Origin of the sequence: Aeromonas sp. BIGb0445 (assembly GCF_024809075.1) — a bacterium.
Lineage (GTDB): Bacteria > Pseudomonadota > Gammaproteobacteria > Enterobacterales > Aeromonadaceae > Aeromonas > Aeromonas rivuli.
Map to the genome: position 1 here is coordinate 17,887 of NZ_JANUES010000004.1, position 24,620 is coordinate 42,506.

Consider the following 24,620-nt stretch of genomic DNA (forward strand, 5'->3'; position numbering starts at 1 on the left):
GAGGACTCCCGTGGGAGCCCTCTTGTCACTTCTCTGTACCCCGTTCAAGGACGCAGACTCACCCCCAGCGATCCGGCCCGCACCCTTATCTCGGGATCGGCGAAGGCGGCCTGCACCGCAATGAGCTGCAACTCATAGGCCCCCTGCTGCCAGGTGTGCAGCAGGACGGCATCGACGGCGGCATTGGTGCGCTCGAAGGCGCTGACGGCATCAAAGCCGGCCAGCAGGTTGGCCAGCATCAAGGCGCTGATCAGATCGCCGACGCCGACCGGCTGGCGGGGGAAATCATAGAGGGGGCGATGGATCAGGTGATCCCCCGCCGGGGTACAGAGCAGCATCTCGAAGCGTCCCGGCTCGCTGGCCGCCCGGCCCAGGTGTTTGACCAGCACCAGACGAACCCCTTTATCCAGCAGGCTGTGGGCCGCGGCGCGCGCCCCCGCCAGAGAGTCGATATGCAGACTGCACAGGGTCTCCAGCTCCAGCAAGTTGGGCGCCAGCATGTCCGCCATCGCCAGTGCCTTGTGAGTGAGAAAATCGGTGACACCGGGGGCGACGATGCACCCCTTCTCCGGGTGACCCATCACGGGATCGCAGAAATAGAGTGCTTGCGGGTTGGCCTCCTTGACCGCCGCCACCACCGCGAGGATCTCGTCCCCCTGCTCGGCCGAGCCCAGATAGCCGCTCAGCACGGCGTCGCACTGAGCCAGTACCTCGATATTGGCCAATCCTTCCCCGAGGGCTCGGATATGGCCCGCTGGCAACGCCATGCCCTGCCAGCCTGCCTGGTATTGGGTATGATTGGAAAATTGCACCGTATTGACCGGCCACACTTCCATGCCGAGGCGGCGCATCGGGAAGACGGCGGCGCTGTTACCGGCGCAGCCAAACACCACATGGGACTGGATGGAGAGAATTCGTTTCATGGCAAGGCTCGAAGGCAGAAAATAGAGGAGCGCGCAATATAACGGATGAAGACCGGTGACGGCCAGCCCCCGTCCCCTTCGCCGCATCTGGCGACAAGATCGGGCAGCAAGGGGCAACAGCCGACGGGCAAGGCATATCGCGGGCTGACTATTTATGAGGGGTCGACTCTGTGGTTTAATGGCGCCCGCGGCCTGGCCGCCCCTTATCAGCCATCAACCGGAACTCATATGTCCACACCCTTGCAGCACAGCGTCGAAACCCTGCTCAATACCGCCCTCGAACTCTTTATGGAGCTCGCCTCAGACAACCTGCCCGAGCACGAGATAGCCCTGTTCAACCAGGCCTACAACGATCGTGGCCTGCTGGCCGAAGCCGAGCCGGGTGATGACTGGGATGCGGATGTGGGTTTTGAGGTGACGGATGCCGACTACGCCGAGATCTGGGTCGGCCTGGAAAATAGCGAGCAAGAGGTCGAGCACCTGTTCGCCCGCATGCTGATTGCCCGTGCCGTGGACGAGAAATTCTGCCACATCGAGTGGTTGCCCGACTAACCATGCCGGTCGCCCCTCTCAGTTGCCGGTGCCATGCCGAGCTGACACCATGCTGAGCTGGCTGTGGCGCATTCTGGTCGGCGCGCTGCTGCTGTCGGTGGTGATGGTCGCGCTGCTGCGCTTCATCGATCCCCCCATCTGGAGCTGGCGCATCGAACGGGCCATCTCCCCCCCGGCCCCCATCAAGCAGGTGGAACATGACTGGGTGGCGCTCGATGCCATCTCGCCCCAGTTGCAACTGGCGGTGGTGGCGGCCGAGGATCAGCACTTCCCGGATCACAACGGTTTCGACATGGCGGCCATCAGCTCGGCCTGGCAACACAACGAACAGGGGGGGCGGGTGCGCGGCGCCAGCACCCTCAGCCAGCAGACCGCCAAAAATCTCTTCATGTGGAGCGATCGCAGCTTTGTGCGCAAGGGGGGAGAGGCCTGGTTCACCCTCCTGATGGAGCTGGGCTGGAACAAGTCCCGGATCCTCGAGGTCTATCTCAACATCGTCGAGTTCGGCCCCGGCATCTATGGCGCCGAGGCGGCGGCCCGTCACTACTTCCATAAACCTGCGGCAAGACTGACCCGCTATGAGGCATCCCTGCTGGCGGCGGCCCTGCCCAATCCCTGGCGCTATCGCGTCTCGCCCCCCTCCCCTTATGTGGCCAAGCGGGCGGCCTGGATCCGACGCCAGATGGGCCAGTTGGGCCAAGTAACCCTCAATCGGATACACGGAGTAGAGTAGAACAGAGGGGCAGCTGCCCGACCTGATGCCGGGCGGCATCAGCTCTTCGCTTCTTGCCCAGGCGTCCCCAAGGCAGGGGGGCCCAGATGACCACCCACTGTATCCTGATGCAGAGGCAGATAGTGCCACCACCAGGTCTCCCGCCTGCGCCGAATTTGCAACCGCTGCCCTCGTCGCTTCATCATGACTCTCCTGAAGGTCTGGACGCTCGACCCACTCTCGCCCATCCCGGTCATCAGCATAGTGCCCTGCACAGGGGTGGGCCAGCACAGGGCCCGCTGGCTGCCGACGCCAATCCTTGTTACAGTATCGCGTCTCAAGCATCTGGAGTGATTTCATGGAACAACGTACCCCGGATCAGCTGGTCGAATGGGCCTATGATCAGTTTCTCGAACAGGCCGCCGACATGCTGGCGCCCGAACAGATCGTCGACATTACCCTGGAGTTCGAACAGCGCGGCGCCGTGGAGGCGACCCTGCCCAATGCCGACTGGTCACGGGAACTGGGAGTGCCCGTGGATCTGGAACGCTGGGCCGAGGTATGGATAGGCCTGCTCGATCATCAAGAGGAGTTTGAGGTGATCTACGCCAGCTACCTGCTGCCCCGCCAGCAGGGTGACGATGAGGTTCATGTCCGCTGGTTTCGCCACGAACAGGCCTGATGCCTGACCTTGACGGTTCGCCAGCATAGCCCCGAACCGCCAGACTGGCACGGGGCTCTGCGAAGATGACGATCGAAGAAGGGCGCCTTGCGGCGCCCTTCTTTCGTTGGCAACTGACTCACCCGGGATGGCTCAGGCCAACGCCTCGACATGGAGCGCCTTGCCCAGGCAAGCCTGGCACCAGCAGGCAGGCGCATCGCTCATGGGCAGAGCCGGTAACTGGCTGCACCAGCACTCACCGATCTCCTTGCCCGCCGAGACGGCGCAGTAGGCAGGCTTGCCACAGCCGGGGCAGACATGGGTCGAAGCCGGATCAACAGACTCAGGTTGTTCGAGCCCCGGTATCACGGTCACCACTGGGCTCGGCGAGGCAAGCGTCCTGGCCGTCAGGGTCGCCATGATGGCAAGCTGCTCGGCCTCCGTCATGGAGGACCAGCGCCCGATCTCGCTCAAGGTGCGGCCACAGCCCAGACAGCGATCGTCCCTGGCTTCACAGCGCTGGACGCAGGGGCTCGCCACCTCAGTCCTGCTCGCCCTGAGCCGTCTCATGCTGCGCCGCGGGGGCGGCAACCAGACGAATGCAGTGTGGCTCAATCACGATCAGGCCCTGTTTGTAGAGGCCGCCGATGGCTTTCTTGAAGGTACCCTTGCTCATGGCCAGCTGCTTGGAGATGAGTTCCGGCTCGCTCTTGTCCCCCAGCGCCAGCTCGCCGCCCTGCTTGCGCAGACGCGTCATGATGATGCCGCCCGCATCGTCCATCCGCTCGCCAATGTCCGGCTTTTGCAGAGTCAGATCCAGCTTGCCATCGGCCCGTACCTGCTTGACCCAGGCCGTCTGGGGACGACCTGTCATCACACGGCCAAACACCTCGTTCTTGAACAGCATGCCGGGGTAGCGATCGTTGACCACCACCTTGATACCAAGGGGAGTGTGCTCACCGGGCAGGGCCGTCACCTGATCCCCCACCCTGAAGGGCGGCTGCTCCTGGGCAAGGAAACGCTCGATGCGGCTGGTGCCCACCATGCGCCCTTCGTTGTCGAGCATCAGATAGACCAGATAGACGTGGCCGACCTGCATCGGTTTGTTCTGCTCCCGGGTCGGCACGAACAAGTCTTTCTTCATGCCCCACTCCAGGAAGGCACCAATCTTGTTGGCGTTGACCACCTTGAGACCGGCCAGCTGGCCCACCATGGCGAACGGCTTGTCGGTGGTGATCACCGGCTCGCAATCGGCATCCAGATAGAGGAAGACGGCAACCTCATCACCCTCGGCAACCCCGTCAGGCAATTGACGCTTGGGCAGCAGCAGCTCACCGTACTCTTCACCGGCGGCAAGCCAGGCGCCCCTGTCTTCGAGTTCGATCACTGTGAGGTTGTTCATCTTGCCAATCTGTATCATGGTGCTCTCTTGTCTCTTTAGTTCACGGACAGTCTGTCCCCGGACTGCGCCCGGATGGGCGCGCATATTACCGCAAAGGGCTGGCCTGGGCCTAGTCTCTTGCAGAGATATGGGGCGACATTTGCCACTCTCAAGCACGGTTTTTAGTCGAGACAGCTTCGGATTTCGTCCCGAAGGCACTCGCCGGATTGCTGATAATAGCAGCTGTTCGCCGCCGTTTACTGCATTCTTCTCCATTTTTGGCTAGACTACGCCGCCATTTATGCCGTGTCACCGTGCCTGATACAGATGCCATCCATCGAGAGAGGAGCCCTGATGACCCCCGCCAATCGAACCCGCCTGCTCAATAGCTGGTTGCAGCAGCAAAGTGGTGACGACATGAGCTATCCCGCGCTGCACGGCTTTCTCTGTGCCCGCCTCACAGGCCCCCAGCAGCCAGACTGGCAGACGCCGCTCCAGGGGTTGCTGGCCCAGGGCCGCACGGCAACCCTCGATGAGAAGAGCGAGCTTGCCCTTGCTCACCTCATCGAGGAGCTCCAGGCCCAGGCCGATGCGAGAACGCTCTCCTTGCCCAGCCAATGTCGTCTGTCAAATGATCGGCCCGAACAGGTATTCGAGACCAGCCATCCCCTGGGTCAATGGAGCTACGGCTTCAGCCAGGGGCTGGCTTGCTGGCCCACCCCCGCCAATCTCAATGATCCCGTCACCCAGCGCCGCCTGCGCCTGGCCGCCGAGCTCAGCCTGTTTCGGGACCTCTCCTTGGCGCGCATGTTGCACCAGGCGGCGGCGAGCGAGCTGCCCTTCCTCGATTTCTGCAAGCGCCAGCGCCAGCAGATGAAGGGTGCGCTCAATGGCTTGCTGGAGGCCCACCAGTGGTCCCAGCCTCAAGAAGAACCACACACCCCGGCCAGCGAACAGGCCAAGCAGTGGCAGAGCTGGTTCGAGCAAGCCAACGCCTGCCGCTCGCCTCAGGCGCGACTGGTCTGGTTCGAGCGCATCATTCAGGATGCCGAGCCGCGCTTTGATGACCCATTCTGGCAAGGGCTGGAGGGGCACGGCTGGGTGGCCCAGGAGGCGCGCCCTCTGCTCGCCGCCTGGGCGGGACGAGCCGATTGCCTGTTCGAGCTGGGGTTGCTGCCCCAGGCCCGCCGCGAGTATGAAGCCTTGCTGGCGCGCTGCCGTCTGGATGAACCCGGTTGCCGCTATTCCCTGGCGAGCCTCTATGCCATGACGGCAGAGTGGCACGCCCTCGAGGCGTTGCTGACCCGCTTCGATGAGGCCTCCTGCGCCCTGCTCTACAGTCAGGCCCTGATGTGGTTTGCTCGCAAAGAGCCAGACCAGGCGAAGAAGAGCCTGGCCCGGGCGCTGGCCAGCAATGCCCATGTGCCAGCATACCTGCTCGGCCAGCGCAAACTGCCCAAGCAGGCGCCTCACTATTGGCAGAGCGGGAGCCGGGACGAGGCCGCCAGCTATGCCCTGCAGGGACGCACCGCCTGGCTGGCAGAGGGAGCACTGCTCTGGCTACGGGCGCAGGCAAAATAAGGCAAAGTGCCAGGCGAAGCTGGGAGATAGGGCTAATCTGACAGGGCGTGGATGGTCATTTGGAACGCATTTTTGCACCTTTTGCCTGCTGCGCCGTGCGCCAGTGCACAATTCTCGGGCCCTTTTTCAGACAAAGGCTCCTGAGTTACGTATCATCAAAGTATCAAGAGAAACTGCATCCGATGCAGTGATAACAGCAGGAGTTCACATGCAAAAACTCATCGGTCTGCTTGCGCACTATCCCCCTTACCAGCTGGTGCACGCCGCCGAAATGGTGCGGGAGACCTTCGAGCAGTTCTATCAGGCCCGCTACCAGCTGACCGTGCCCCAGTGGCGCCTGATGATGGTGCTTGGCCCCAACTACCCCATCAGCCAGAAAGAGTTGGTGGAAGCCAGCGGCATGGACAAGGTGCGCATCTCCCGGGAGATCCATCGCCTCAGTGAGAAGGGCATACTCCAAGCCCAGAGCAGCGAACAGGACAAGCGGGTCAGCCTGGTCTCCCTCACCGAGCAGGGCGAGACCCTGTTCTCCCAGCTCAAGAGCGAGGCGAGCAGTTGGCAGCATACCCTGACCGACTATCTGCCAAGCGAAGCGCGCCAAAGCATACGCCAGCATCTGCAGAGCGTGAACGAGGCCATGGAGCAGCTGCACAAGCTCGACGAGGAGCAGCAACCATGAATCTGCAACGCTTCAATACCATGGACGTCAACATGCTGCTGAGTCTGGTCAATATGCAGCTGCGGGATCACTACGCTGATCTGGACGATCTGTGCCGGGCCCAGGATATCGACAGAGCTGCCCTCGAGGCCCGTCTCGCCAGTGGCGATTTTCACTATCAGGCCCAACAGCAGCAGTTTCGCTAAGGCAACAGTAGAGCCCGGGCAAACGGTGCCGATGAAGGCCTCAGATAGCCGCAAGATACCGGCGCTAGGCATACCGTCGCTTGCGACCTGCAACCATCCCTGAATCCCGTCCATCGCAGAGCAGGCCGCCATCCGCAGCCCCCTCGGCAAAGGGGGGATAGCCCCATCATCGGCGGATCCGATCTCATCTCAACCGAGATCGGGATCACAGCGCGACGTCCCCGTCGATCCCGGCCCAAAAAAACTGCTAGGATAAGATTCCCTCCCCATAGAGAAGTGCCTGATCAGCACCTCGATATGAGGGCGGGACGCCACACAGCCTGGTGCACGGATGCATCAAACTGTCATCTGCGACGATTACTCTCTCGCACAACCCACAAGGAGGTACCCATGATCCCAACCCGACAGACCAGCTTGATCACCCTCTGCGCCCTGCTGATGATCAGCCTGTTCACCCCGACCCTGCCCGGCAATGCCGAACAGTGGTTAAGCCTGGTGCTCATTGGCTCGCTGGTTGTGGTCCTGCTGCTGGTTCTGGGCGGCTGTCGCCGCTTCATCCTGGAGTAGTCCAAGCCTGATGCCCGGATCATCGAAACAAAAAACGCAGCCGAGGCTGCGTTTTTTGTTGGGAGCTGGTTGCGCCGTTTAGCTCAACCCTCAGTAGGCCAACGCCTCAAACTGGGTCTTGGCGGTTTCAATGCCCTTGGCTTGTGCTTCCGGGCCCATGCCCATGCCTTCGGCGTAGATGAAGTCCACCTCGTTGATACCGATGAAGCCGAGCACGGTACGCATGTAGGGGGTGACCAGATCGGTGGGGTTACCCAGGTGCAAACCGCCACGGGGGCTGACTACCAGGGCGCGGGTACTGTCGACCAGGCCGACCGGACCGGTTTCGGTGTAGCGGAAGGTGACGCCGGCACGGGCAATCAAGTCAATCCAGTTTTTCAGCTGGGTCGGGATGTTGAAGTTGTACATGGGGGCCGCGATGATCACCAGGTCACTCGCCTTGAGCTCGGCAATCAGTTCATCGGACTGGGCCAGCACGGCCAGTTGACGCTCATTGAGGTTTTCGCCGCCGCGCAGACCCGTGGCCAGCTCGCCATCCAACACCGGCAGATCCAGGGCCGCCAGATCACGCACCTGCACCTTGTCTCCCTGACGCTCGGCCAGATAGCCGTCGATAAGGGCATTGGATTGTGAGTATTGACCCAGGATGCTGGATTTGAGTACGAGGATATTCGCCATGGTAATGCTCCATTTGATTGTCAGTTGGACAGCAGGACTGTCGATGGGGTTACTATAAACACTGCGTTTCCGGCCTGATAGCGAAAATAGATGCTCAACTCATTCAAAAAATTTGACGATAGCTCGTTCTATCAACCCTAAGGAGTGCGGCCAATGGCCCTGCCCTTGGCAGGACAAACGATTGCCGTTATGATCCGCCGCACTTTTTTCAGCGACCCGGATCCCATGGAACCCTCCCGCAACCACGCCCCCTTTGCCGGTGCCATCTGGATGATGGTGGCAGGCCTCTGCTTCGCCGCCGTCAACAGCCTCAGTCAATATGTCAGCTTCAAACTGGACCTCCCCTCGACCCAGGTTGCCTTCCATCAATATCTGATAGCCCTGGTCTGCCTGCTGCCCTGGCTTATCCGCCACGGCCTGCGCCAATCCCTGCTGACCAACCAGTTCCGCCTGCACCTGCTGCGGGTCGCCCTGGCAGTCATCGGCATCCAGTTCTGGCTCTGGGCGCTGGCGGTGCCCGTGCCCATCTGGCAGGGCATAGCGCTGTTGATGACCTCCCCCCTGTTTGCCACTCTGGGCTCGGCCCTGCTGCTCAAGGAGCAGGTGAGCCGGGCGCGCATCCTGGCCACCCTGGCGGGCTTCGTCGGCGCCATGCTGATATTGGCGCCCTGGACCGATGATTTCAGCTGGGCCTCCCTGCTGCCGGTGGCGGCGGCGCTGTTCTGGGCCGGTTACTCCCTGCTGGTGCGTTATCAGGCGGCGAGCGAATCCCCCCACACTATCGTGGTCTACCTGCTTATCTTCAGCACCCCCTTCAACGCCATGCTGGCCCTGCCCCAATGGCAGTGGCCGAGCGAAACCCAGTGGCTGCTGGTCGCCGTCTCTGGCGTGTTGTCTGCCCTGGCCCAGATGTCCATCGCCCGGGCCTACAGCGTGGCCGAGGCCTCCTTCGTACAACCCTTTGACTTTGCCAAGCTGCCCATGAACGTGCTGGCGGGCTGGCTGGTGTTTGGCTGGGCGCCTCCCGGCCGATTGTGGCTCGGCGCCGCCATCATCATAGGCGCCATCACGCTGCTGACTCATCTGGAGCAGCGCGCCCACAAATCCGTTTCCTGAGGTACGCCATGCGTGCCTCTTTTTTTACTCACTCGGGTCAGCAACCCTGACCATGGACATCAGGAGAGATCAGATGTTTGGAACCGCCACCCGCCCCGGCGCCACCCGTGCCCTGCTGCTCGGCTCAGGCGAACTCGGCAAGGAAGTCGCCATCGAGCTGCAACGCCTTGGCATAGAAGTGATCGCCGCCGATCGCTACCCCAATGCCCCCGCCATGCAGGTCGCCCACGCCGCCCAGGTGCTGGACATGCTCGATGGGGCCGCCCTGCGCGCCCTGGTGGCCGAGGTCAAGCCCGACCTCATCATCCCCGAGATTGAAGCCATCGCCACCGATACCCTGGCAGAGCTTGAGCAGGAAGGGGTCAGGGTCGTGCCCAACGCCCGCGCCACCGCGCTCACCATGAACCGGGAGGGGATCCGCCGCCTCGCCGCCGAAACCCTGGGCCTGCCGACCTCCTCCTATCAGTTTGCCCAGAGCAAGGAGGAGTTTGTCGCCGCGGTCCAGGCCATCGGCCTGCCTTGCGTGGTGAAACCCGTGATGAGCTCGTCCGGCAAGGGCCAGAGCCTGCTGCGCGACCTCGCCCTGCTCGATGAGAGCTGGCTCTATGCCCAGGAGGGGGGCCGCGCCGGGCGTGGCAAGGTGATCGTCGAAGGCTTCGTACCCTTTGAGTACGAGATAACCCTGCTCACGGTACGCGCCGTGGACGGCATCCACTTCTGCGATCCCATCGGCCATCGCCAGGAAGAGGGCGACTACCGCGAATCCTGGCAGCCACAGCAGATGAGTGCCCTGGCACTGGCCCGCGCCAAAGAGGTCGCCGCCAAGGTGGTCGAGGCGCTCGGTGGCTATGGCCTGTTCGGGGTCGAGCTGTTCATCAAGGGCGACGAGGTGTGGTTCAGCGAGGTCTCCCCCCGCCCCCACGACACCGGCATGGTGACCCTGATCTCCCAGGATCTCTCCGAGTTCGCCCTGCATGTGCGCGCCATCCTCGGGCTGCCCATCGGGGCCATCACCCACTACGGGCCGAGCGCGTCGGCCGTGGTGTTGCGGGAGGGCCACAGCCAGGACATCCGCTACCAGGGCATTGGCGAGGCGTTGGCCCTGGTACCGGGCGCCCAGTTGCGGCTGTTTGGCAAGCCCGAGATCGCCGGTCGCCGCCGACTAGGGGTCGCCCTGGCCCGTGGGCAAGGGTGCGAAGAGGCGGTCGAGCGCGCCAAGGCTGTCGCCGCCAGGGTCGAGGTGATTTTTTAACCTGTCATCCCGTGCAGACATGATCAGGCGCAAGGGGCAGCGAAATGCCCCTTTTGCATTTCTTCGTCCGGTTTATAATTGCCCTTCAAATTTGTCAGGAGTACGAGATGCTAGCTGCCGTGATCTTCGATATGGATGGGGTTCTGATCGACTCGGAACCCTTTTGGCAACGGGCCCAGATGGCCGTCTTCTCCGAGCTGGGCCATCCCCATACGGAGGAAGACTGCGACTCGACCATAGGGGTGCGCATCGATCAGCTGGTGGCACACTGGTATCGGCTGCGTCCCTGGAGCGGCCCCAGCCAGGAAGAGGTGGTGCAGCAAATCCTCAATCGGGTCAATGCCCTCATCTTGAGCGAGGGGCAGCCCAAGGCCGGGGTCATAGAGGCATTGGCGCTGATCGAGGCGCAGGGCCTCAAGATTGGACTGGCCACCTCCTCCCCCTTCACCATGGTGGAGGCTGTGCTCGGCAAGCTCGGCATTCGCGATCGCTTCCTGGCGGTGCACTCCGCCGAGGTGGAGCGCTTCGGCAAGCCCCACCCGGATGTCTATATTCATGCCGCCGAGAAGCTCGGGGTTGAGCCGGTGCACTGCCTCGCCATCGAAGACAGCTTCACCGGGCTGCTGGCGGCCAAGGCGGCCTCGATGCGGGCGCTGATTGTGCCCGATCCTGCGTTGATCAATGACCCTCGTCTCGCCATCGCCGATCACAGACTCGACTGCCTGAGCGAGCTCGATGCCGGGCAGCTGGCCTGCTGGGTCGCTGGCAAATAGAGGCCATACGCCGTGCAGGCACTGGCTGCACGGCGCTATTCATTGCACTCCTCATTGCACTCCCACTGCCATCCGCTCCTTCTTCTCCCTGCATCCCACGCCACGCCCCCACCACAAGTTCCCTTTATGCGCGGGATCCCAGTCTGCTGGCGGCCCACTGACTAGACTCTAGGCGTTGGCCATTCACTCTTGGCCTTAGGGAGATCACCATGATCGACTACATCAACAAACGGATCGTCTGCCCCCATTGCGGCCACCACACCCAAGTGGCACTGGATGCCAGCCAGGGGGATCAGGAGTTCTATGAAGACTGCATGGCTTGCTGCAATCCCATCCACCTGCGTCTGCACCGGGACGAGGCGCGGGATAGATTGCAGCTGTTTGTGGATGCGGATGACGAACAGCTGTTCTGAGCCTCGACGACTCATCCTGCCAGCCATGACGGCCCTCCTGAACCTGGCCGCAGATAAACAGAGCCCGCATCATGCGGGCTCTGTTTATCTGGCCTTGGCGACCGGCAACCCATCCAGGATCAGGACGGGCGCTGTGCCAGCACCCGCTCCACCGTATCGACGATAGCCTGGGTCTGGGGATCGATCTCTATGTTGGTCTGCCAGCCCGCCTTGACCCAACCGAGGTTGGTGCGGGCCAGGGTCTCGGGGATCAGGTTGACGCAGAACTCAGCCCCCCGCACCTCGCCCACGGTCAGGCTGATGCCGTCGATGCCGATATAGCCCTTGGTCAGCACGTATTTCATGAGCGCAGGGGCGAGGCGATACCAGACCAGGCGATTGTTGGGGCTGTCGATGACGGCGCTCACCTCTGCCGTGCCCATGATGTGGCCGGACATGGCGTGACCGCCGATCTCGTCCCCAAAGCGGGCGGCCCGCTCCACATTGACCTTGTCCCCTACCGCAAGTGCGCCGAGGTTGGTGAGGCGCAGGGTCTCCTGCATCAGATCGAAGCTGACCAGCTCCCCCTCGATGCGGGTCACGGTCAGACAACAACCGTTGTGAGCCACCGAGGCCCCCAATGCCAATCCCTCGCCCCAAGCCGGGCTCGGCATGCGGATCACGTGGGTGCGAAAGTTGGGCAGCTCTTCGATGGCCACCAGTTCGGCGGTCCCCTGCACTATGCCGGTGAACATGTCTCGTCTCCTGCTACGACAAAGGAGGCAGGTTAACCTCGCTCCGCCCTGCAAACAAGGGCACCGGCTGACAAGCCAGCCCCTGCTCGCTATAGTGGCGAGGTGCTCACTCAGGCTACCAAGGAGTAAATAATGCAGGTGTATCAATGTTGTGAAGCTATTCGCATCGCCTATAACCAGATTGGATCCGGGGATCAGGGCTATGTCCCTCAGGCGATCGCCGCCAGCATCCGTGCCCTGGATGCGGTGGCCCGGGATGAACGGGTACCCGCCGAATTGCGCCAGCAGGCCGCCTACGCCGCCGCCAACCTGTTGATCAGCGATCACGAAGACGCCTGATCTCTCTAGCGCTCCCCTGTGATGGCACAGGGGAAGCTCTCATCCGCCGGGCCCGCGCCAGCGCTCCCCTGTGATGGCGCAGGGGAAGCTCTCATCCGTCGGGCCCGCCCCTCCTCTTCAATCTCTCTTCGCGAGCAGCCGAGCAGATTACCCCATAGGGGGCAGAACCCACTCAATCGTTTCGCTTGACGGTCAGTTGCCGTTAGAATGACTCACTCGGTGCCCCGTTCTGGTGCACCGATCTTCTCGTTTGTTCCATCATGTCATGCCCAAGCTGTTCCCACCGGAGGTGTCAGTGCAACGTTATTGGTCCGAGGCGAGGCAACTCATTCGTCTTGCCAGTCCTATTCTGGTGGCGCAAGTTGCGCAAATTGCCATGAACTTCGTCGATACCGTGATGGCCGGTCAGGTCAGTGCGGTCGACCTCGCCGCCGTGTCGGTCGCCTCCAGCTTCTGGCTGCCGGTGATCCTGCTGGTGCAGGGCATCATCATGGCGCTCACCCCCATCGTCTCCCAGCTCAATGGCGCCCGTAAGCGGAATGAAGTTCGCCCGGCCGTGCACCAGGCGTTCTGGCTCGCCCTGATGGTGACCCCGATAGCGATGCTGGCACTCTATGTCAGCCCGCTGGCACTGGAGTACATGAAGGTGGATCCCGTCATGGCGGCCAAGACCGCCGGTTATCTGCATGCCATTCTCTGGGGTCTGCCTGCCTTCGTGATGTTCCAGGTGCTGCGCAACTTCAGTGAGGGGCTCTCCCATACGGTGCCCACCATGGTGATCGGCTTCGTGGGGCTGGCAGTCAACATCCCGGCCAACTACATCTTCATCCACGGTCACTTCGGCATGCCCAAGCTCGGCGGTGTCGGCTGCGGGGTGGCCACCGCCATCGTGCTCTGGGCCATGCTGCTGGCCATGATCCTCTATGTGAAGTTCTCCAGCCATTTTCGGAGCATTGCGCTGTTTGCCAATCTCTGCCGCCCCAATGGCAGCCGGATCTGGCGCCTGTTCCGCTTAGGCTTCCCCATCGCCATGGCCATCTTCTGCGAGGTGACCCTGTTTACCGTGGTGGCCCTGATGTTGGCGCCTTTTGGCGCCGAAATAGTGGCCAGCCACCAGATTGCCCTCAACTTCTCCAGCCTGGTGTTTATGTTGCCCTTATCGATTGGAGTAGGCGTGACCATCAGGGTCGGCCACAGCATCGGAGAAGGGCTGCCGGATCACGCCCGGGTTGCGGCCCGCACCGGCCTGATGCTGGGCATCACTGTCGCCGCGGGCACCGCCGCCCTGACGGTGCTGTTGCGCGAGCAGATTGCCGCCATCTACACCGAGGATCCCAAGGTGATCACCCTGGCGGCCCTGCTGCTGTTCTTCGCCGCCATCTATCAGATCTCGGACTCGGTACAGGTGATTGCCGCCGCCGCCCTGCGCGGTTACAAGGATACCCAAGCCATTTTCTACATCACCATAGTGGCCTATTGGGGTCTGGGACTGCCCAGCGGCATGATACTGGGGCTCACCGACTGGGTGGTGCCGCGCATGGGACCACAGGGCTTCTGGGTCGGCTTTATCGTCGGCCTGACCGGTGCGGCCCTGATGCTGGGTGCCAGGCTCAGGGTGATTTATGGCCGCTTTGCCACTCCCCGCGCCTCCTGAGCCTCCTGGTGGCGGCTTGCTACTTTCGCTGTCTGATGGCAGGTTTTTTGGACGGCTCGCCTGCAAAATCAACAGGCTGCACAAGAACTGGGCAAACAGTCCCCTTTGTGCATAGCGGCTGTTGACAGCCTTGGGGGCCATGGGTAGTATGCCGTCCACGTCAGCACAGCTGGCGTGATGAAGTGGGTTCGTTGCTCAGTTGGTCAGAGCAATGCCATGACGTGATGTAGATCGTGTCCCTGGTGCGAATTCATCTCTTCGAGTGGGTTTATAGCTCAGTTGGTTAGAGCACTACCTTGACATGGTAGGGGTCGTTGGTTCGAATCCAATTAAACCCACCACTTTCTGATATGCGATGCGTCCTTAGCTCAGCTGGTTAGAGCACCACCTTGACATGGTGGGGGTCGGTGGTTCGAATCCACTAGGACGCACCATCAGCACAGAATTTTTGCGTCCTTAGCTCAGCTGGTTAGAGCACCACCTTGACATGGTGGGGGTCGGTGGTTCGAATCCACTAGGACGCACCATATTACTGCGATAGCAGCCGTGGGTTTATAGCTCAGTTGGTTAGAGCACTACCTTGACATGGTAGGGGTCGTTGGTTCGAATCCAATTAAACCCACCACATTTTGATATTCATGCGTCCTTAGCTCAGCTGGTTAGAGCACCACCTTGACATGGTGGGGGTCGGTGGTTCGAATCCACTAGGACGCACCATGATTTATCGCAAATATCCCGCCTTGTGCGGGATTTTTGCGTTCTGCCCCCCCCTCCTCCATCACGGCAGCGCCCTTGACGCCTCGGGGAGCGCACCTTATTGTCCCTTGTCATCAGGCTGACATCTGAATGTCATCCAATGAGACCGCCAGGGGGACACCACCCTTCGGCTCTTCCGCTTTTGTCTTCCTTGCCTCCATCACAGGATCAGCCATGCAAAGCCCGGCTCTTCATTATCAGATAATCAGTCAATCCATCGAGCAAGAGATCCTGGCCGGTCGCATCCAGGCCCAGGGCAAGCTGCCCGCAGAGCGTCAACTGGCACAGACCTTCGCTACGACTCGAGTCACCCTGCGCGAGGCGCTGGCACTGCTCGAGGGCAAGGGGCTCATCTATCGGGAGAATCGCCGCGGCTGGTATGTGTCACCTCCCAGGTTGCGCTACAACCCGACCGAGCGGGCCAGCTTCAACGAGCTGGTCACGGCCCAGGGGCGCCTGGGTCATACCACGCTGCTCAGCTGCCAGCTCGCCTACCCGGCTCCCGAGGCGGCCCAGACCATGGGGTTGCCCGCCTTTACCAAGAGTTGGAACCTGCAGCGGTTGCGCAGCCTGGATGGGCGCATCGTGCTGCTCGAGGAGAACCATATCTGCGTCAGTTGCTGCCCGGATCTTGTTCGCCACGATCTGAGCCAATCCCTGACCCGCTTGTTCGAGGAGCACTACCAGCTCTACCTGACGCGTACCCAGATCCAGTTCTACCCCATCATCCTGGAGGGGGAGCGCGCCAGCTTGCTCGGCCTCACCCCTGGCTCCTCCGCCCTCTTCATCCGTCGTCTCAACTTCGATGAGGCTGGCCGTCTCTATGAACTCGATCACGAATACTGGCGCCATGACGCCCTGGCCATCGAGCTGGAACGAGTCAACTCGCCCCTCGTCCAAAACCCCTGAGCGCAACCGTCGCCTTATTCCTGACCTGCCCTCTACTCCTCTGCCATCAGGCTGTCACTGTGCCGTCATGGCAACGTCATCGGCGGCCCCCATACTGGCGCCTTTTGGTATAGACCAATAGGCAGACCATGACCCAAGAAACACTTCCCTTCTGGTTGGCCGAGGCCCTGGCCCTGGAACAACCAGCCGATCCCATCCCCCTCGGGCAACACATCGAGGCCGACATCGCCATCGTCGGCGGCGGCTACACGGGCCTGTGGAGCGCCATCAAATTGAAGCAGCAGGATCCGGCCCTGCGAGTGGTTATCATAGAGCGGGCGCTGTGCGGCAGTGGCGCCTCCGGGCGCAATGGCGGCTGCCTGCTCACCTGGTCCACCAAGTACCCCTCCCTGCGCCGCCTGTTTGGCGAACAGGAGGCCGCCCGGCTGGTACAGGCATCCGAGCAGGCGGTCTTTGCCATCCGCGATTTTTGCCAGCATCACGGCATCGAGGCGCAGCTGCGTCTCGATGGCACCCTCTACACCGCCACCAGCCCGGCGCAGCTGGGAGGATTAGCCCCTGCCCTCGCCGCCCTCGAGCGGGCAGATATCAGCCGCTGGCAATCCTTGTCCCAGGAGGAAGTGCAAGCCCGCGCCGGCTCCAGGGCGCACCTGGCGGGCCACTTCAGCCCGGCGGCGGGCAGCGTGCAACCCGCCCTGCTGGTACGCGGGTTGCGCCGGGTCGCCCTGGCCCTTGGCATTGTCATCCATGAGCAGACCCCCATGACCCGGCTGGTGCACGGCGCCAGGCCTCTGCTCGAAACGCCCTTGGGCAGCGTCAGGGCCGACAAGGTGATCCTCGCCATCAACGCCTGGTTGCCGGGCCAGTTTCGCCAGTTCTCCCGCAACCTGATCCTGGTCTCCTCCGACATGGTGATCACGGATCCCGCCCCCGAGCGTCTGGATGCACTTGGACTGACGGATGGGATCAGCGTGGTGGATGGCCGCACCTTTGTGCACTACTACCGGCGCACCCCGGCCGGTCGCCTGATGCTGGGCAAGGGGGGCAACCGCTTTGCGTTTGCCAACCGCCTCCACCCCTGGTTCGATCGCCCCAGCGCCTTCGCCGCCGATCTGCGCCGCCGCCTCGACGGCTTCTTTCCCTCCCTCGCGAGTCTGCCTATCGCCGCCAGCTGGACCGGCCCTTCTGATCGCAGCGCCACCGGCCTGCCCTTCTTCGGCCATCTCAAGGATCACCCCAATGTCCTCTATGGCGCGGGTTATTCGGGCAACGGCGTGGTGCAGAGCTGGATGGGGGGAGAGATCCTCGCCGCCCTGGCGCTGGATCTCGACAACGAGTGGCGCCACTGCCCCCTGGCCATGGGCCCCCGGGGCCAGTTCCCACCGGAGCCAATACGCTGGCTCGGCGCCAACCTGGTGCGCCGCGCCATCCTTCGCAAAGAGCAGGCCGAGGACGAGGGGCGCCCCGTGCCCTCCTGGGCTCGCCATCTTGCCCGTCTCGCCGAGGCGGCCGGCAAGGCGGACAAGGGCTGAACCGCGCCACTTATCCCCTTGGCACCCCCCCGTTTCGCCGGGGGGGTGCCTGGCCCATGCCAGGCACAGGCAACGGCAACGGCACAATGAGGCCGAGAAGCGGTGCTCACTTTTCCATAGGGCGCCTATTTCATCAGCCCGGATAAGTGGCTGCCTCGTCCATACAGTCACGTCTAGTCACACCGGCCCCCCCTGCCACTGACAGCTCACCTGCTTGTCTCGCCTCTCCATACAGTCACATCTAGTCACACCGGCCCCCCTGCCACTGACGCCTCATTTGCTTGTCTCGCCTCTCCAACCCAGCACTGCGGCTGCCGCTGCTGGTTCTGCTCCGCGAGTGCCTCGCTTGACCCGCTATAAACCCAGCGACACCTCCTCCCTCGCCCCGCCCTGTAGACGGCCTGCTCCTGCGAGGTGGCAGGGTGTGGATCCTTTCCTGACGATCCTGGTTTGATGGCATATGTGATGATTTTTCACTCCAGCAGCCGCGTATCCCGACGCTGATACCCCTGATAGGGGACCAGGGCACTGCGCCCAAGGCCTATGATGCGTGCGAAGAGAGAATGAATGAGGGAGGAGAAGACCGGAATAGGAGCCTGACATCGGATAGAGCAGATAGAGCAGATACAGAGCAGATACAGAGCACTAAGCCCATGAGGGAGTGTGCGTCGCAGGCGGGGCGCCCACCGGGCCAAGTCATGGGACGCAGCGGCCTGTTTGCATGCGCAGCATCCGCAGCATCCGCAGCATCCGCAGCATCCGCAGACCGCCATTGTTCCCTCAGGCAGTGAGGCCCGCATCGCGGGCCTCTTGTCGCATCTGACACGCTGATGTGACGATGGCTCAGGGTTTCTCCCCCGCCCCCAATCGGCGATTGATCTCTTCCACCACGGCGGGCAAGTCGGCCAAGGTATCAATAAGAAAATGGGCCCCCGCCTGCTGTAGTCTGGGGGCCGCCTTGGCGCGGCACACGGCCAGGGTCTCCGGGCTGGCGGCCTGATATTGGGCCAGGGTGAGACCCGCCTCGTTGCCGGAGAGAGTCAGGCCGACAGTCCACATGCCGGCGTTGATCCCCTCCTCTATGCCGGGAGCCGCATCGTCCACCTTGATGCAGGCCTGCACCGAGCCCACTCCCAGGGCATTGACGTTGGCAAGCGCCATCCAGGGGCCGGGCCTGCCCCCTGCGGGCAGATCGTCGGTGGCCACCACATGATCCGGGCGGTAACCCGCGTCCGCGGCGGCGGGCAGCAGGGCCTCCATCACGGTTCTCGGGTAGCCGGAGCAGGAGCCTATCTTGATGCCCCGCTCCCTCAGCCAGGCGATGGTGGCCAGGGCTCCCGGGATGGGCTCGGCGAACTCGGCCACCTTGGCCCGCTGCAACGGCATGAAGGTGTGATAGAGGGTATCGACCTCGGCCTCGCTCATGGAATGACCAAAGCGGGCGCGCCAGCGCGCATCCACTTCAGGCAGGCGGCCCAGGGCCTGGATGTGATCCCACTTGCCAAGACCCATGGGCACCCTGGCCTCGGCCAGGGTCACCTCGAATTCATAGGCGCGGGCGAAGGCCTCGACGAAGATGCTGGTCGGGGCAAAGGAGCCAAAGTCGACCACGGTGCCGGCCCAATCGAGGATCACGGCTTCCACTTGCTTGTTCACTGACTGCTTGTTCATTGTGCTCTCCTGGCAAGGGTGGCCTTGCCGTCATGGGTGGTGCATGGCATGGGATGCCTGACATCAGGGGGCGCCCCGGTGGCCTGATCAGGCCTGCCAGTCACAGTTGGCGGCCACGGCGACCAGCAGGCGATCTATGTCAGCGGGATAGACTTCTCCTATGTTGCCGATGCGAAAACAGTCGGCCTGGGAGACCTTGCCCGGATAGATGACAAACCCAGCCCCCTTGAGCCGCTCATAGAAGCGTTTGAAGTCGTAGGGCGCAGTCGGGGCCAGGAAAGCGGTGATGATGGGGGACATCTTCGCCGCAGCGAGCAGGGGCTGGAACCCCAGGGCCGCCATACCGGCCACCAGACGACGCTGGTTCTCGCAATAGCGGGCATGACGAGCGGTTACCCCCCCCTCCTGCTCAAGCTCCAGCAGTGCCTGATAAAAGGCGCGCACCACATGGGTCGGGCTGGTGAAGCGCCACTTGCCACCCCCCTGCTCCATCACTCGCCACTGGTCGAACAGATCCAGGGAGAGGGAGCGGGCAAGCCCCTCGCAGGCCAGCAACCGGCTGCGTCTGGCCAATACCAGACCAAAACCGGGCACACCCTGGATGCACTTGTTGGCCGAGCTGATCAGAAAGTCGATACCGGCGCGCTGAAAATCGATGGGAATGCCGCCAAAGCTAGACATGGCATCGACGATGAAGCAGCGCCTCGCCTGCTGCACCACCCGGCCAACAGCCTCCAGGGGGTTGAGCAGGCCAGTGGTGGTCTCGCAGTGCACCATGGCCACATGGCTGATGGTGTCATCCTCGGCCAGCAGGCGGGCCAGCTCCTGAGGGTCGGCTGGCTGACATTCGTCCAGATGGTAGACCCGATGGAGTAGGTTTAGTCTGCGTGCTATCTCGACCATGCGGGCCCCATAGGCGCCGTTGTCGACGATCAACAACTTGTGGTTCTGGCCGATCACGCTGCCCAGGCAGGCCTCGACGCTGGCGGTACCCGATCCCTGCATCAAGACGCTGCTGTAAAGATCCGGGTAGCCGGTCAGGGCCTCCAGCCGGGCACGGATGGCCTGCACCACCCCCAGGTTGTAGTCGTCGTCCCAGGTACACCAATCCTTGAGCATGGCTTCACGCACGGTGCGGGAGGTAGAGAGCGGACCCGGGGTCAGCAGCAGGTAGGGATTGTCCTTGTTCATATGGCCTCATCGTCGGCAGCTAGTGGGCAATTCACTCTGGTCTATACCATTAAGCGCCATGGTATGAGGGCCACTTGCGGGGGTAAAGCGCCCAGCTGCAATCTTCATCAAAGCTTCATATAGCCCAGTCACGGCCAGCTATTACTGGCCAGCAAGAGTCACAGGATTGCCATCGCATCGTCATCCAGCCGTCATTTTTCCTTCCTAGCATGCCAATCCAACCATCTGGTATGAACCAGATTGGTGGCGCGGGTCTCCCGCTCCAGTCTCCCCACTCCACCGCAATAGGGAAAGTTCGATGAAGATGACCAAGCTCGCCGCCCTGCTGGGCATGATGACCCTCGCCACGACCGCCCACGCCAAGGAGGTGTTGACCGTCTACACGGCATTTGAGACCGACATCATGGGTCCCTATCAGCAGGCCTTCGAACAGGCCCACCCCGACATCGAGATCAAGTGGGTGCGCGACTCCACCGGGGTCATCACCGCCAAGCTGCTGGCCGAGAAGGCGCGGCCCCAGGCCGATGTGGTGTGGGGACTGGCGGGATCCTCCCTCGCCCTGCTCAAACAGGAGGGGGTGATCAAGCCCTACCATCCCGTCGGGGCCGAGGCCCTGGATCCGGGCTTGCGCGACCCGGAGGCGAACCCGGCCTGGTATGGCAACGACGCCTTCTTCAACGCCGTCTGCTTCAACGAGGCCATGGGCAAATCCCTCGGCATCCCGGCCCCCACCAGCTGGGACGATCTGCTCAAGCCCGAGTTCAAAGGAAAAATTGCCATGCCCAATCCCGCCTCCTCCGGCACCGGCTTCATGATGGTCGCCGCCTGGTTGCAGAGCCTGGGGGATGACAAGGGCTGGGCCTACATGGAGAAATTGCACGGCAACATAGCCCAGTACACCCACTCGGGCTCCAAGCCCTGCGTGCAGGCGGCCCAGGGCGAGGTGCTGGCGGGCATCTCCATGAGCCTGCGGGGAGCCAAACTCAAGACTCAGGGCGCCCCCATCAGCGTGATCCTGCCCAAGGGCGGCATCGGCTGGGATACCGAATCCGTGGCCCTGGTCAATGATCAATCCGCCGCCGCCAAGGCGCTGGTTGACTGGTCCATCGGCGAGAGCGCCAACCGCCTCTATAGCCAGAACTACCCCGTGGTCGGCATCGCAGCCCTGAGCAAACCTGTGCCCAACTACCCGGACGTGAAGCAGGCTATGATCCCCCTCGACTTCGCCAAGATGGCCAGGGAACGTGGCCAGATCCTCGCCGACTGGAGCAGCCGCTTCGATGGCAAGTCCGAGGCCCAGTGATCCGCATCGGGTCAACTGGCTCTGTCACTCCGCGGTAAGTCCGAGTTCGGCGCCCCTTGATCAGGGTTGCCCCACGACTGTGATCCCCACCGGCAGGCGGCAGAGCGGCCGGATCGAAGATAAAGCAACAGCGGCGCCCAAGGGCGCCGCTGACGTTGCCGGGACTCGCCCCTTTTTCTCCCTCGCCGCCATTGTCATCAAGCTGCAATCTGACGACGGGATAATCTGGTCTACACCAAGAAGGAGTCCTCTGATGAGCGCCTATCTGCAACTCGAACATCTCTCCAAGCACTTCGATGGCTTCACCGCCGTCAACCCCCTCTCCCTGGCCATCGAGGCGGGGGAGTTCGTCTGCTTCCTCGGCCCCTCCGGCTGCGGCAAGACCACCATGCTGCGGATGATCGCCGGGCTGGAGACCCCGAGCAGCGGCACCATTCGCCAGGGGGGCCAGGATGTCACCCTGCTCCCCCCCGAGGCCCGCGATTTTGGCATCGTCTTCCAGTCCTATGCCCTGTTTCCCAACTTGACGGTGACCGAAAACATCGCCATCGGCCTGCGCCAGCAGAAGCTGCCGAGCCAGACCATCGCCACCCGGGTCGCCGAGTGGCTGGCCCTGGTCCATCTGGAGGCGGCCAAAGACAAGTACCCGGCCCAGCTCTCCGGCGGCCAGCAGCAGCGGGTCGCCCTGGCCCGGGCGTTGATCCTCTCCCCCGGCCTCTTGCTGCTCGACGAGCCGCTCTCGGCCCTGGATGCCAAGGTGCGCGTGCATCTGCGCGACGAGATCAAGCGCCTGCAACGGCGCCTTGGCATCACCACCATCATGGTGACCCATGATCAGGAGGAGGCACTGACCATGGCCGATCGCATCCTGGTGATGAACGCCGGGCGCATCGAACAGTTCGGCACCCCGGAGGAGATCTACCGGGCCCCGGCCAGCCGCTTCGTCGCCAACTTCGTCGGCCAGATGAACTTCCTGCCAGGCCTGCTCGCCTGTCCGGGGGAAGGGATAGGCGGCGAACTCGGCATTCGTCCCGAGGCGCTGCGCCTCTCATCTTTGGGGGGACAACTGCCGGTCGAGATTTCGGACTGCGCCTTCCAGGGCAATCACATGCGGGTCGCCTGCCATCACCCCGCCCTGACCGAACCGCTGCAGGTCAATGTGCCATTGCGGGAGCTCGCGGCGCTGGATCTCGCCCCTGGCCGCCGCCTGCACCTGGAGATCCCCCGGGATCAGCTGCATCACTTCCGCCCGGAGCCCACATGCCACGCCTGAACTCCCCCCACCCCCAGTCTGAGCCTCTGTGCCTGTTCGGAGTCCCCATGCCGACCCTCTCCCTGCTTGCCCGGTCCCAGTGGCGTGCGGATCGCCTGCTGACTCTGGCCCTGCTGCTCGCCGTCAGCCTCTTCCTGCTGCTGGGGCTGGCCGCCCCCCTGCTGGCCATGCTGCAAAAGAGCGTGCAGGACGGCAACGGCCAGTTCGTCGGCCTGGCCAACTTTCAGCACTATCTCGCCTCTCCCCAGCTGCGCGCCTCCGCCGGTCACACCCTCTTGATCGGGCTGACGGTGAGCGCCGGGGTGGTGCTGCTCGCCTTCGGCTACGCCTTCGCCCTGACCCGCAGCTGCATGCCGGGGCGGCGATGGTTTCGCCTCTTGGCTAACCTGCCTATCCTGGCCCCCTCCCTGCTGCCCGCCATCAGCCTCATCTATCTGTTTGGCAACCAGGGCATGCTTAAATCCTGGCTGATGGGGGAGTCCATCTATGGCCCCATCGGCATACTGCTCGGCCTGGGTTTCTGGTGTTTTCCCCATGCCCTCATGCTGCTTTGCACCACCCTGAGCACAGCGGATGCGCGTCTCTACGAGGCAGCCCGGGTGCTCAAGCTGCCAAGCTGGCGCCGTTTCTTGCTCATCACCCTGACCAATGCCCGTTATGGCATCCTCAGTGCCCTGGTGCTGGTGTTCACCCTGGCGGTATGCGACTTTGCCGTTGCCAAGGTGATCGGGGGTCAATACTCCCTGCTCGCCACCGATATCTTCAAGCAGGTGGTCGGCCAGCAGAACTTCACCATGGGCGCGGTCACCAGCGTCTTCCTGCTGCTGCCCGCCCTGCTCGCCTTCGGCCTGGATCGCTGGCTCGCCCGTCGCCAGCGGGGGCAGCTTGCCAGCAACGCCGTCATTTACCGCCCCGCCCCCCACAAGCTGCGTGACGGCTGCTGCCTGATCTTCTGCTCTCTCATCGCCCTCTTCATCGTCACTCTGATAGGGGTCGCCATCTATGGCTCCCTGATCAGCTTCTGGCCCTGGGATCTGACCCTCAGCCTGCGTCATTATGATTTTGCCAGCACCACCCCCTATGGCTGGCAGCCCTGGTTCAACTCCCTCACCCTGGCGGCCGGGGTCGCCCTGTTTGGCAGTGCCCTGGTGATGCTGGGCAGCTATCTGGTGGAGAAGGGGGATGGCTTTGGCTGGCTGCGCCGCCTCATCAGTCTGCTGGGGTTGCTGCCCATGGCGGTACCCGGCATGGTGCTGGGGCTGGGTTACATCTTCTTCTTCAACCAGCCAGGCAACCCCCTCGCTCTGCTCTACGGCACCATGACCCTGCTCGTCATCAACTCCCTGTGTCACTACTACACGGTCGGCCAGATGACGATGCAGGCCGCCCTCAAGCAGATGCCGAGCGAGATAGAGACGGTGGCCAGCTCCCTCAAGCTGCCCCGCTACCTCACCTTCTGGCGCATCACGCTGCCGGTGTGCAGCCCGGCCCTGCTCGATGTCGCCATCTATCTGTTCGTCAATGCCCTGACCACCACCTCGGCCCTGGTCTTCCTCTACTCCCCCGATACCCTGCCCGCCGCCATCGCCATCCTCAATCTGGACGATGCAGGCCAGACCGGCAGCGCAGCCGCCATGGCCGTGCTCCTGCTGTTCACCGCCATGGCGGCCAAGGGAGTCTATTTCCTGCTGTCACACTGCCTTGGGCTGCGTACCCAGCGCTGGCGTCAGCGCTGAATCAAGGGCAAGCAAGAGACAGGGCCAGTTGGCCCTGTCCGTCTCACTG

At 62.8% G+C, this 24,620-nt stretch carries 25 protein-coding genes and 5 tRNA genes; 23 read left to right on the forward strand and 7 right to left on the reverse strand.

The features are described from left to right. Positions 1 to 44: 44 nt before the first annotated feature. Positions 45 to 923 (reverse strand): pyridoxal kinase PdxY, encoded by an 879-nt coding sequence (gene pdxY, locus M2367_RS09970; RefSeq protein WP_259236604.1) that lies wholly within the window; start codon positions 921 to 923, stop codon positions 45 to 47. A 228-nt stretch (positions 924 to 1,151) separates the two neighbouring features. On the opposite strand from pdxY, the gene M2367_RS09975 reads away from it, so the two are divergent. From M2367_RS09975 to M2367_RS09985, 3 genes are all read left to right on the forward strand, one after another. Continuing rightward, positions 1,152 to 1,475, forward strand: a complete 324-nt coding sequence (locus tag M2367_RS09975) for an HI1450 family dsDNA-mimic protein (protein ID WP_042042350.1) — start codon at positions 1,152 to 1,154, stop codon at positions 1,473 to 1,475. 49 nt (positions 1,476 to 1,524) lie between these two features. Further along, positions 1,525 to 2,208, forward strand: a complete 684-nt coding sequence (gene mtgA / locus M2367_RS09980) for a monofunctional biosynthetic peptidoglycan transglycosylase (RefSeq protein ID WP_042042349.1) — start codon at positions 1,525 to 1,527, stop codon at positions 2,206 to 2,208. A 337-nt stretch (positions 2,209 to 2,545) separates the two neighbouring features. Beyond that, the gene (locus M2367_RS09985) at positions 2,546 to 2,869 is read left to right on the forward strand and encodes an HI1450 family dsDNA-mimic protein (protein WP_042042348.1); all 324 of its coding nucleotides are present in this window, start codon (positions 2,546 to 2,548) and stop codon (positions 2,867 to 2,869) included. Positions 2,870 to 3,001: 132 nt separating this feature from the next. Here the strand turns inward: M2367_RS09985 and M2367_RS09990 are convergent, their stop codons facing one another. Beyond that, a complete protein-coding gene (locus tag M2367_RS09990) occupies positions 3,002 to 3,388 on the reverse strand; it encodes a DUF1289 domain-containing protein (protein ID WP_259236605.1) in 387 nt (128 codons plus the stop codon). A 1-nt stretch (position 3,389) separates the two neighbouring features. Further along, positions 3,390 to 4,334, reverse strand: a complete 945-nt coding sequence (locus M2367_RS09995; protein ID WP_310504065.1) for a S1-like domain-containing RNA-binding protein — start codon at positions 4,332 to 4,334, stop codon at positions 3,390 to 3,392. Between the two features lie 249 nt (positions 4,335 to 4,583). On the opposite strand from M2367_RS09995, the gene M2367_RS10000 reads away from it, so the two are divergent. From M2367_RS10000 to M2367_RS10015, 4 genes are all read left to right on the forward strand, one after another. Further along, the gene (locus M2367_RS10000; protein WP_259236607.1) at positions 4,584 to 5,810 is read left to right on the forward strand and encodes a YecA family protein; all 1,227 of its coding nucleotides are present in this window, start codon (positions 4,584 to 4,586) and stop codon (positions 5,808 to 5,810) included. Positions 5,811 to 6,018: 208 nt separating this feature from the next. Further along, a complete protein-coding gene (locus M2367_RS10005; protein WP_042042342.1) occupies positions 6,019 to 6,489 on the forward strand; it encodes a MarR family winged helix-turn-helix transcriptional regulator in 471 nt (156 codons plus the stop codon). Continuing rightward, positions 6,486 to 6,674 carry a DUF4250 domain-containing protein gene (locus M2367_RS10010; protein ID WP_042042341.1) on the forward strand — a complete coding sequence of 63 codons (189 nt, stop codon included), beginning with the start codon at positions 6,486 to 6,488 and terminating at the stop codon, positions 6,672 to 6,674. Before M2367_RS10005 ends, M2367_RS10010 begins: the two co-directional genes overlap by 4 nt. A 390-nt stretch (positions 6,675 to 7,064) precedes the next feature. Then, entirely contained in the window at positions 7,065 to 7,241 is a 177-nt protein-coding gene (locus M2367_RS10015; RefSeq protein ID WP_198135277.1) for a hypothetical protein, read from the forward strand. Positions 7,242 to 7,331: 90 nt separating this feature from the next. Here M2367_RS10015 and M2367_RS10020 read toward each other — a convergent pair whose 3' ends face one another. After that, positions 7,332 to 7,919 carry an FMN-dependent NADH-azoreductase gene (locus M2367_RS10020; protein WP_259236608.1) on the reverse strand — a complete coding sequence of 196 codons (588 nt, stop codon included), beginning with the start codon at positions 7,917 to 7,919 and terminating at the stop codon, positions 7,332 to 7,334. Positions 7,920 to 8,144: 225 nt separating this feature from the next. On the opposite strand from M2367_RS10020, the gene M2367_RS10025 reads away from it, so the two are divergent. The 4 genes from M2367_RS10025 to M2367_RS10040 all read left to right on the forward strand — a co-directional run bounded on the left by M2367_RS10025 (position 8,145) and on the right by M2367_RS10040 (position 11,473). Beyond that, the gene (locus tag M2367_RS10025) at positions 8,145 to 9,035 is read left to right on the forward strand and encodes a DMT family transporter (RefSeq protein ID WP_259236797.1); all 891 of its coding nucleotides are present in this window, start codon (positions 8,145 to 8,147) and stop codon (positions 9,033 to 9,035) included. Between the two features lie 73 nt (positions 9,036 to 9,108). Then, positions 9,109 to 10,287 (forward strand): formate-dependent phosphoribosylglycinamide formyltransferase, encoded by a 1,179-nt coding sequence (gene purT, locus M2367_RS10030; protein WP_259236609.1) that lies wholly within the window; start codon positions 9,109 to 9,111, stop codon positions 10,285 to 10,287. A gap of 107 nt (positions 10,288 to 10,394) precedes the next feature. Continuing rightward, positions 10,395 to 11,060, forward strand: coding sequence for a hexitol phosphatase HxpB (hxpB, locus tag M2367_RS10035; RefSeq protein WP_259236610.1), 666 nt, complete (start codon positions 10,395 to 10,397; stop codon positions 11,058 to 11,060). Positions 11,061 to 11,269: 209 nt separating this feature from the next. Then, a complete protein-coding gene (locus M2367_RS10040) occupies positions 11,270 to 11,473 on the forward strand; it encodes a CPXCG motif-containing cysteine-rich protein (RefSeq protein WP_042042337.1) in 204 nt (67 codons plus the stop codon). Positions 11,474 to 11,592: 119 nt separating this feature from the next. Here M2367_RS10040 and M2367_RS10045 read toward each other — a convergent pair whose 3' ends face one another. Further along, positions 11,593 to 12,207, reverse strand: a complete 615-nt coding sequence (locus M2367_RS10045) for a riboflavin synthase subunit alpha (protein WP_224432810.1) — start codon at positions 12,205 to 12,207, stop codon at positions 11,593 to 11,595. Between the two features lie 132 nt (positions 12,208 to 12,339). Here M2367_RS10045 and M2367_RS10050 point away from each other — a divergent pair, with 132 nt between their 5' ends. The 9 genes from M2367_RS10050 to M2367_RS10090 all read left to right on the forward strand — a co-directional run bounded on the left by M2367_RS10050 (position 12,340) and on the right by M2367_RS10090 (position 17,397). Then, a complete protein-coding gene (locus M2367_RS10050; RefSeq protein WP_005908580.1) occupies positions 12,340 to 12,546 on the forward strand; it encodes a YaeP family protein in 207 nt (68 codons plus the stop codon). Positions 12,547 to 12,841: 295 nt separating this feature from the next. After that, positions 12,842 to 14,200, forward strand: coding sequence for an MATE family efflux transporter (locus M2367_RS10055; RefSeq protein WP_042042504.1), 1,359 nt, complete (start codon positions 12,842 to 12,844; stop codon positions 14,198 to 14,200). A gap of 264 nt (positions 14,201 to 14,464) precedes the next feature. Then, positions 14,465 to 14,541 (forward strand) — tRNA-Val (locus M2367_RS10060). A 16-nt stretch (positions 14,542 to 14,557) separates the two neighbouring features. After that, positions 14,558 to 14,634 (forward strand) — tRNA-Val (locus M2367_RS10065). A gap of 16 nt (positions 14,635 to 14,650) precedes the next feature. Further along, a tRNA-Val gene (locus tag M2367_RS10070) sits at positions 14,651 to 14,727 on the forward strand. Positions 14,728 to 14,748: 21 nt separating this feature from the next. Next, positions 14,749 to 14,825, forward strand: a tRNA-Val gene (locus tag M2367_RS10075). 15 nt (positions 14,826 to 14,840) lie between these two features. Then, a tRNA-Val gene (locus M2367_RS10080) sits at positions 14,841 to 14,917 on the forward strand. A 213-nt stretch (positions 14,918 to 15,130) separates the two neighbouring features. Continuing rightward, positions 15,131 to 15,865, forward strand: coding sequence for a UTRA domain-containing protein (locus M2367_RS10085; protein ID WP_259236611.1), 735 nt, complete (start codon positions 15,131 to 15,133; stop codon positions 15,863 to 15,865). 128 nt (positions 15,866 to 15,993) lie between these two features. Beyond that, entirely contained in the window at positions 15,994 to 17,397 is a 1,404-nt protein-coding gene (locus M2367_RS10090) for an FAD-dependent oxidoreductase (RefSeq protein WP_259236612.1), read from the forward strand. Between the two features lie 843 nt (positions 17,398 to 18,240). Here the strand turns inward: M2367_RS10090 and phnX are convergent. Further along, positions 18,241 to 19,068, reverse strand: a complete 828-nt coding sequence (gene phnX / locus M2367_RS10095; protein WP_259236613.1) for a phosphonoacetaldehyde hydrolase — start codon at positions 19,066 to 19,068, stop codon at positions 18,241 to 18,243. An 87-nt stretch (positions 19,069 to 19,155) separates the two neighbouring features. Then, positions 19,156 to 20,259, reverse strand: a complete 1,104-nt coding sequence (gene phnW, locus M2367_RS10100) for a 2-aminoethylphosphonate--pyruvate transaminase (protein ID WP_259236614.1) — start codon at positions 20,257 to 20,259, stop codon at positions 19,156 to 19,158. 298 nt (positions 20,260 to 20,557) lie between these two features. On the opposite strand from phnW, the gene M2367_RS10105 reads away from it, so the two are divergent. The 3 genes from M2367_RS10105 (at position 20,558) to M2367_RS10115 (ending at position 24,571) form a co-directional block, all read left to right on the forward strand. Next, the gene (locus tag M2367_RS10105; RefSeq protein ID WP_259236615.1) at positions 20,558 to 21,562 is read left to right on the forward strand and encodes a putative 2-aminoethylphosphonate ABC transporter substrate-binding protein; all 1,005 of its coding nucleotides are present in this window, start codon (positions 20,558 to 20,560) and stop codon (positions 21,560 to 21,562) included. A 253-nt stretch (positions 21,563 to 21,815) separates the two neighbouring features. Beyond that, entirely contained in the window at positions 21,816 to 22,835 is a 1,020-nt protein-coding gene (locus M2367_RS10110) for an ABC transporter ATP-binding protein (protein ID WP_396021386.1), read from the forward strand. Beyond that, positions 22,823 to 24,571: a putative 2-aminoethylphosphonate ABC transporter permease subunit gene (locus M2367_RS10115; protein WP_259236616.1), complete on the forward strand. Its 1,749-nt coding sequence runs from the start codon at positions 22,823 to 22,825 to the stop codon at positions 24,569 to 24,571. Before M2367_RS10110 ends, M2367_RS10115 begins: the two co-directional genes overlap by 13 nt. Positions 24,572 to 24,620: the final 49 nt, after the last annotated feature.